Origin of the sequence: uncultured Spongiibacter sp., from assembly GCF_964011655.1 — a bacterium.
In the GTDB taxonomy this organism is placed as follows: domain Bacteria; phylum Pseudomonadota; class Gammaproteobacteria; order Pseudomonadales; family Spongiibacteraceae; genus Spongiibacter; species Spongiibacter marinus.
In genome coordinates this window covers 19,437-28,384 of sequence record NZ_CAXGPO010000038.1, presented here as the reverse complement: position 1 = coordinate 28,384, position 8,948 = coordinate 19,437, and the positions used below count along the sequence as shown (strand labels likewise).

Annotated in this window: 4 protein-coding genes; 3 read left to right on the top strand and 1 reads right to left on the bottom strand. The window is 56.5% G+C overall.

Translation table 11 applies throughout. From position 1 onward, the window contains the following. Positions 1-44: 44 nt before the first annotated feature. On the bottom strand, positions 45-725 hold the full coding sequence (locus tag ABNS66_RS13795; protein WP_204996788.1) for a DNA-3-methyladenine glycosylase I: 681 nt from the start codon (positions 723-725) through the stop codon (positions 45-47). 153 nt (positions 726-878) lie between these two features. On the opposite strand from ABNS66_RS13795, the gene ABNS66_RS13790 reads away from it, so the two are divergent. The 3 genes from ABNS66_RS13790 to ABNS66_RS13780 all read left to right on the top strand — a co-directional run bounded on the left by ABNS66_RS13790 (position 879) and on the right by ABNS66_RS13780 (position 8,943). After that, entirely contained in the window at positions 879-2,591 is a 1,713-nt protein-coding gene (locus tag ABNS66_RS13790) for an FAD-binding protein (RefSeq protein WP_204996789.1), read from the top strand. 121 nt (positions 2,592-2,712) lie between these two features. Beyond that, positions 2,713-5,289, top strand: a complete 2,577-nt coding sequence (locus ABNS66_RS13785) for an esterase-like activity of phytase family protein (RefSeq protein WP_286840345.1) — start codon at positions 2,713-2,715, stop codon at positions 5,287-5,289. Between the two features lie 174 nt (positions 5,290-5,463). Then, positions 5,464-8,943, top strand: a complete 3,480-nt coding sequence (locus ABNS66_RS13780) for an indolepyruvate ferredoxin oxidoreductase family protein (RefSeq protein WP_286840343.1) — start codon at positions 5,464-5,466, stop codon at positions 8,941-8,943. Positions 8,944-8,948: the final 5 nt, after the last annotated feature.

Below are 8,948 nucleotides of genomic sequence, written 5' to 3'. Positions count from 1 at the left end.
TCAAGTGTGACTGGAGTTCAGACGTGTGCTCTTCCGATCTAGGTTCAGCGCGGGCCCAGAGAAAGTGCGAGAATCATACTGATCTCGCACAGTGGTCGGCCGCTCTGGGCCTGCAGCGTATTGAAGGCATCCTGCACCTTGATCAGGTCGCGTTTGGCAGTGATCTGGGTGCGGTCAACAATTCCCTCGGCCATCAAGGCGGTGGCCACGTCACGGCTCAATACGAACGTATCCTTGCCGACAAAGCGCAGGAAGTATTGGCCGCTATTGCCGCCGAGTCGGCAGCCATGTTTTTTCAGATATGCCCAAAGACCGATGGTGTCATCACTGGGCCAATCGGCGAGGAATTGGCCCACGCCACCATGCTTCTCCTGCAGCTCTAAAACGAAATGGGCGTTTTCCTGTACCGCGCGCACCTTACTCAGGTTGCGAATAATTCGCGTATCGCTGGCCATCTCCTCTATCTGCTCGGGGGAGCGCATCGCCACCCAGATGGGCAGAAAGCGATTGAAAACCTCCTCAAAGCCGGGCCACTTTTGGCCGACAACGCGCCACACAAAGCCCGCACGAAAAATACAGGCCGCCATTTCAGCGAGGTAGCGGTCGTCCGGTGTGCCGATCAGTTCAGCGGGGCTCTTATGGCTGGGCAATTGCGCTTCTATGGCAGCGATGCTGCCGTGTTGATCAATAGCGCGCGATAAATAACGGTCATAGAGCGTCGACATGTGATTTCTCCGAGTGCGGGCCAGCCTCATGCAGACGGATGATTGGGTGCTGCGGGGCGTGGGGCTACCATGATGGCCGATCATACACTTTAAATACGCCCGATGGACGCAGTTCGACCGCGATAACTGGGCCAGCACGCCGGAATAAGAACTATGACAGAACAAAACTGGGATCACAGCGTCGACGTCTTGGTGGTCGGCAGTGGTAATGGCGCCATGACCGCCGCTCTCAGCTGCTACGAAATGGGTGTTACCGACGTCCTATTGCTTGAAAAATCCGAGCTTGTTGGTGGTACCAGCGCAACGTCGGGTGGCGGTGTTTGGATTCCCAATAATCGCTATGCAAAGGCGGCGGGCGCGCAGGACAGCATCGCGGATGCAAAACAATACTTGCTGAATACCACGCCCGAGGGCGCGGTGCCTGAAGAAATGGTCGATGCCTACCTGGAGAACGGCCCGAAGATGGTCGAGTTTCTGCATCAGCGCAGCGATGTGCGCTACGAAACTCTGGAACACTATCCTGATTACTACACCAATGTAGAAGGCTCGCGCACGGGCCACCGCTCAATGGAGCCGGAGCGTTTTGATTCTTCGCTATTGGGCGACGATGTAAAACGCCTGCGCCCCTCGCATCACATGATGCGCCTGTTTGATCGTATTTATTTCACCCAGGTTGAGGCGGCGTTGCTAACTGTTCAGGGGCCGGGTTGGGTAAAGCTGACGCTAAAACTGATGGCCAGCTATTTCCTGGATTTCGCCTGGCTGCTGCGCGGCCGTAAAACAAGCCGCAAGGTGTGTACCGGGGCTGCGGGAGTGGCGCGCTTGTGGTATTCGCTGAAGAAGCGCGACATTCCGCTGTGGACCGAAAGCCCCATGCTATCGCTGATCGAAGAGAATGGTCGCGTGGTGGGTGCCGAAGTTAGCAAGCAAGGCAAGCGTATGCGCATTCAGGCTCGCAAGGGCGTGGTGCTGGCGGCTGGCGGCTTTGAGAAGAATCAGGCCATGCGCGAAAAATATTTGCCCGCGCCCACCAGTACTCAGTGGAGCGGTGGGGTGGACGGCAACACTGGCGACGCGATCAACGAAGGTATGCGCCTGGGAGCGGCTACCCGACTGATGGATGGCGCCTGGTGGTGTACCACGATCTCCGTGCCAGGAGAGCCGGCACCGCGGTTGAGCATTATGGAGAAATCCTTCCCTGGCTCCTGTGTGGTGAACATGAATGGCGAGCGTTTTGCCAATGAGTCGCAAAACTATATGGCCTTCCAGAAAGACCTCTACCAAGTGCACAGCGAAGAGAACCCCTGCTCACCGATGTACCAGGTGTTCGACGCGCGTTTTCGCCGCGACTACATTGTTGGCCCATTAATGACGGCCCAACTCAAACCGGACTGGACGATTCCCAAGAATTGGTTTGACACCAAGTTGGTCGGCAAGGCTGACAGTATTCGCGAGTTGGCCGGGCAGCTGGGCATTAATGCCGACAACCTCGAAAAGACCGTTGAGAAAATGAACGGCTATGCGAAAACCGGCAAAGATCCTGAGTTCCAGCGCGGCGACTCGGCCTATGACCGCTACTATGGCGATCAGCGCTTTGAGCCCAACCCCTGTTTGGGCGCCATTGACGAAGCGCCGTTTTATGCGATTCGTGTCGACGCCGGTGACTTTGGCACACAGGGCGGACTGGCCACGAACCCCAACGCACAGGTGATGAAAGAGGATGGCCAGGCAATCGATGGCCTTTACGCGGTGGGCAACTGTAGCGCGGCGGTGCTGCCAACCTATCCGGGCCCGGGCTCAACATTGGGGCCTGCAATGACCTTCGCCTACCAGGCCGCCAAGCACATCAGCGGTTACCAAGACTAAAATACCCGCGGCGAGGGCAATCCTCGCCGCTGTCTCTTTCCTGCAACAAAACCGTCGTCAAAATGTAGTTCTGCTCTATTAGCCTGCTCCCCAACCTTATTCCGAGTTGGAGAGAACAATAATGCGTTTTACAAAGAATGCGATCGCCAGTGGGGTGCTGATTGCGTCATCGCTGATGTTGGTGGCCTGCGGTGGTGACGACGGCCGAAACGGTGCTCAGGGTCCGCAGGGTATTGCCGGCAGTGACGGTCAAAATGGTAGCAATGGCAGCGACGGTCAGAATGGCAGCGACGGCATAAACAGCCTAATTAGCCAACACCGGCTGCCCGTGGGCGACCTCCAGTGTTTCGACGGCGGTTTGCGCATTGATTCAGGTTTGGACGATAACGGCGACGGCGTATTAGATACCGCAGAGGTTGATCAGTCGACCACCCTGTGCGATCCAACTCAGCTCAATGACAACAAAAATTTCAATCGCATCGCCACCTACGCCGTTTGTCAGCAGCTGGATGCCAGCTGTGATACCGACACCGAAACGGCGGCAGAGATTGTTGCCGCCAGTGAAGATGGCAATGTACTGATTTACACCGACAGCCCCAGCGACAGTATTGGTTTTGTCGATATCACCACGCCAGACCAACCCACCGGCTTGGGCGCACTGCCGCTTGGCGGCGAGCCAACCTCGGTGGCGGTGAAGGGCGGTTATGCGCTAGTGGGCGTGAATACCTCCGCGGATTTTGTCAACGTATCCGGCAAACTGGCGGTGGTGGATATCGCTAGCCGCAGCATCGTTCAACAACTTGATCTCGCTGGGCAGCCCGACTCAGTCGCAGTAAGCCCCGACGGTCGCTACGCCGCCGTGGCCATTGAGAATGAGCGCGACGAGGACCTTGGAAATGGCGAGCCTCCCCAATTACCGGCGGGCAGTGTCGATATTGTCGATATTGCCGCGGCTGATCCGGCCTCGTGGGCGGTGCGCAATGTCGTCCTGACCGGTCTTGCCACGCTGTTCCCCGAAGACCCCGAGCCAGAGTATGTGGACATCAACGCTGACAACATTGCGGTGGTTACCCTGCAGGAAAACAACCACTTGGTATTAATCGACCTGACAGATGGCAGCATCGTAAATCATTTTAGTGCTGGCACCGTCGATCTAAACGGCGTTGACACGCAGGAAGAAGAGCCGGCGTTAATCAGTCAGGTCGACTCACTAAGCGCGGTTCCCCGTGAGCCCGATGGGGTGACGTGGTTGTCGAGCCAGTATTTCGCTACGGCCAACGAGGGCGACCTCAATGGCGGTAGCCGCGGGTTCAGCGTTTTCGATAAAGAGGGCGAACTGCATTTCGACAGTGCTGAGCAGCTCGATCACTGGGTGGCGCGACTGGGGCATTACCCCGACGGGCGTTCCGGCAATAAAGGTAACGAACCAGAGAATGCGGAATTTGCTGTGTTTGGCAGTGAGCGCTATTTGTTCGTGAATTCGGAGCGTTCAAGTGTTGCCTTCGTTTACGATGTGGCGGATCTGCGCAAGCCGGTATTAAAGCAGGTATTACCCACGGCACTGGGGCCCGAGGGAGCGCTTGCGATCCCCTCGAGAAATTTGCTGGTGGTGGCCAGTGAAGAAGATGCCCGCGATGACAAATTCCGCGCGGCGCTCAATATCTATCGCTACGACTCCGCTGCTGCGCAGTACCCCACTGTGCTCTCCACTGACCGTGAAGATGGCAGCCCGATTCCCTTCTCGGCGATGTCGGCGCTCGCCGCTGACCGCCACCAGGCCACCACGGTATATGCCGTTGAAGACAGCTTCTATCAGCGCAGCCGCATCTTTATCATCGACACCGCCGAGCAACCAGCGCGTTTGAATAAAGAAATGCGCATTCTCGACAGCAACGATGTACTCGCGTCATTGCCTGCCATCGCGCTCGCGGATAGCAGTGTTGATGACGACCACCCCAGTCGCGTTGGCGTCTTTGATGTCGCAGACCGCGCGGCGCTGGTGAACGATGATAAAACGGTCAACCTCGACCCGGAAGGTTTGGCTCAAGCCAGCGACGGGGGCTTTTGGTTAGTCTCTGAGGGCAGCGGAACCATCGGCGATGACAGCCGGCCGATCAACAGTTTGAATATGCTTATCAAGCTATCGGCTGAGGCGGTGATCGAGCAGGTAATCACCCTGCCTGGCAGCGTTAACGCCACGCAGCAGCGCTTCGGTTTTGAAGGCGTGGCGGAGCAGGGCGGTAAAGTCTACGTGGCTTTCCAGCGCGCCTGGCAAGGTGACACTGAACCGCGCATTGGTGTTTACGATCCGGCCACGAGTACCTGGAACTTCTTCTTCTACCCCCTGGATGCTGCGCTTTCCCAAAACGGTGGTTGGGTTGGTTTGTCTGAGATTACCGCACTGGGTGGCGAGCGCTTTATGGTCATCGAGCGCGATAACCAAGGCGGCCCTGATGCGGCAATTAAGCGCCTTTATGAGTTCGACCTTAGTGGCTTGGTAACCGGCGATACCGTGACCAAAACATTGGTGCGTGACCTGATGGATGACTTGCAGATGCCAGGCGGACTGGTGCCCGAAAAAATTGAAGGGGCCGCCCTGATGGCCAATGGCGACGTGCTGATCATCAATGACAACGACGGCGTCGATGACAACAGTGGCGAAACCCAGCTATTGAACTTGGGCAATATTGTGAAGTAAACAATAACAGGCCCTAATCACTCAGCCCGCGTAAGCGGGCTTTTTTTTGCGTCGCTTATTTTTGGGTCTAAATTAGACCGTTATCTGCGTTTAGTCTGTCTGAATAACATAAAAAATTCGCGATCCGCTGCCTATTATTAGTCCATGTCAAAACAATAACAGGCAGGTAGCAGCATGGCACTGCGCAAGGTATCGCTGGCAGACAAATACGCATTGGACACGACAAGGGCCTATCTCACCGGGATAGAGGCCTTGGTGCGCTTACCCATTCTTCAGCATCAGCGTGACCAGGAGCGAGGCCTTAATACCGCGGGCTTCATTTCGGGCTATCGTGGTTCGCCACTGGGCACACTGGATCAGACGCTGTGGCAGGCTCAGGATTACCTGGACCGCCACCATATTAAGTTTGTACCGGGCATCAACGAGGATTTAGCGGCAACTGCTGTTTGGGGCAGCCAGCAGGTCGGGTTAAACGGCCATGCGAAGTACGATGGCGTGTTCGGCATGTGGTACGGCAAGGGGCCGGGTGTCGACCGCAGCATGGATGTCATCAAACATGCCAATGCTGCCGGCACCAGCCAATACGGCGGTGTACTCGCGGTGGCGGGGGATGATCACGCAGCCAAGTCGTCTACGCTGCCCCATCAGTCGGAGCATATGTTTATCGGTGCCTCGATTCCGGTACTGGCCCCGGCAAATGTGCAGGAAGTGTTAGATCTCGGCGTCTTTGGTTGGGAGTTGTCGCGTTACTGCGGTAGCTGGGTGGCCTTGAAAGCGATCACCGAGAATATGGATTCGGCGATCTCTGCCGAGATAGACCCTCATCGCATCAATATCGTGTTGCCCGAGGACTTTGTTTTGCCCGCTGACGGTGTCCACCTGCGTTGGCCCGACACTCCCCTGGATCAGGAACGCCGGCTGAATAAATACAAAATTTATGCGGCCCGCGCCTTTGCCCTGGCAAACCATATAAATCGCATTCTTATTGATAGTCCCAAGCCGCGTTTGGGCATTATCACCAGCGGCAAAGCCTACCTCGATGTTATGCAGGCGCTGGAAGATTTGGGTATCGATCACAACAGCGCCGCCGCAATCGGTTTGCGTGTATACAAAGTGGGGATGCCGTGGCCACTGGAGCCAGTGCTTACCCACGAGTTTGCCAGTGGCCTGGAAGAGATTCTGGTCGTCGAGGAGAAGCGCTCAATCATCGAAGACCAACTCACTGGTCAGCTCTACAACTGGGCCGTCGACAAGCGGCCGCGGGTGATCGGTGAATTTGACGAGCACGGCGCAGACCTGCTGCCCAATGTGTCCGAACTCACCCCGGCAATGGTGGCCAGGGCCATTGCGGCGAGGATCCGCCGTTTTTATCAGAGTGAAGACATTGAAAAACGCCTGAGTTTTTACCAGCAGAAGGAGCAGTCGCTGGCGAGCAAGCGCAACAAGATTGATCGCAAACCCCATTACTGCTCAGGCTGCCCTCACAATACCTCTACACAAGTGCCGGAGGGCAGCATTGCCATGGGGGGTATTGGCTGCCACTACATGAGCACGTTTATGGATAGCCGCCCAGCGCAAACGTTTACGCAAATGGGCGGCGAGGGTGTGACATGGATCGGACAGGCTGCCTTTACCGACACTGAGCATGTTTTCCAGAACCTCGGTGATGGCACGTATTTCCACTCGGGAATTTTAGCGATCCGGCAGGCCATCGCTGCCGGCGTGAATATCACTTATAAACTGCTCTATAACGATGCTGTGGCAATGACCGGCGGCCAGCCGGTAGACGGTCAGCTCAGTGTGGAGCAAATTATTTTACAGCTGCGCGGGGAAGGCGTTGAGCGCATCGCGCTCGTTTCTGATCAACCTGAAAAGCACACCCTTGCCGAGACCGAAGGGCTGAGTATTCACCATCGCGATGAAGTGCTCCCGGTGCAAGAAATGCTGCGCCGGGTAAAAGGTTGCAGCGTATTGATCTACGAGCAAACCTGCGCGGCGGAAAAGCGCCGACGGCGCAAACGTGGGTTGATGGATGACCCCAATCGCCGCGTGGTCATCAACCAGGCGGTATGCGAAGGCTGTGGTGACTGCGCGAAAAAGTCCAACTGCCTATCGGTGGTGCCGGTAAAAACGGAGCTGGGTCGTAAGCGCGAGATTGATCAAAGCGCCTGCAACAAAGACTACTCCTGCGTGAAGGGGTTTTGCCCCAGTTTTGTCTCGGTGATCGGCGGCCGTTTAAGGCAGAGCACGGCAACAGCAGAGGATGACTTTGCCGCGCTACCGGAGCCAGCAGCGCACAATCTTGAGCAACCTTGGAATATTGTCGTTACAGGCATTGGCGGTACGGGTGTGCTTACCGTTACCGCGGTATTGGCGATGGCGGCGCATATTGAAGGCAAGGGCTGCGCGACGATGAACCAGACCGGGCTTGCGCAAAAGTTTGGCCCTGTGGTAAGCCATTTGCGCATTGCCCGCCGTCAGGAGGATATCAATGCGGTGCGTATTCCCGCCGGTGACGCCGATCTATTGTTGGGCTGCGATTTGGTAGTGAGTGCCAGCGACGAGGCGATGGCAAAGGTGAATATAGAGCGCTCGCATGCGGTGATTAATGATAGCGAGGCGCCAACATCGGCCTCGATATTTGACCCCGATGCGGCCTTTCCTGCCCGTGAAATGAAGCAAATTATTGAAGAGGAGGTCGGCGCCGGAAAGGTTCACTTTATTGAATCCACGGTCATGGCCACTCACCTGATGGGCGACGCCGTCGCCAGTAATTTCTTTATGCTCGGCTACGCCTTTCAACGCGGTTTAATTCCCGTTTCCAGCGAGGCGGTAGACGCGGCGATAGAGTTGAACGATGTTGCTGTGGAATTTAACCAGCGGGCATTCCGTTGGGGGCGCAGAGCGGCAATCGACGAGTTGGCTGTGCGACGGGCCAGTGGCCTGGCAGCAGAGCACTGGCAACCACTGTCCGGCCTGGACGAGATTGTCGAGCACCGTTACGGCCAGCTGTGTGATTATCAAAACGCCGGCTATGCCCAGAGTTACCGCAACGCAATAACTCAGCTTGCCGATAGTGAGCGCGCGGTGGTGGGTGGCCAGACGTTGTCGCTGAGTATCGCGGCGGCCCGTACGCTCTACCATGTCATGGCATATAAAGATGAATACGAGGTTGCCCGCTTATTTGCTAACGGGGAGTTTATGCGGCAACTGCGCGAGCAGTTCGAAGGGGATTTCACTTTGCAGTTTCATATGGCGCCGCCCCTGCTAAGTCGTGTAGACCCTAATACCGGCGAGCACAAAAAGCGCCGCTTGCCTGGCTGGTGTCTGCCGGCGTTTAAACTACTCGCCGCGGCCAAGGGCCTGCGAGGAAGTCGCTGGGATATTTTTTCCTACACGGCGGAGCGGCGCATGGAGCGAGAATTATGCGAGCAATTTCTCGCAGATCTCGCCGATATCGCCGCGCGGTTAACGTTCGAAAACAGAGACTACGCACTCGAGCTGGTAAGCAGTCTGGATAAGGTGCGGGGCTTTGGTCATGTGAAGCAGGCGAACGCTCAACGCTATACGGCCGCTCGCCGCACGCTGTTGGCAAAATTTAATGGCGATGCGTTGCCCTTTGTCGAACTGGCTAGCGCCACGAACCAAACATAATAGGT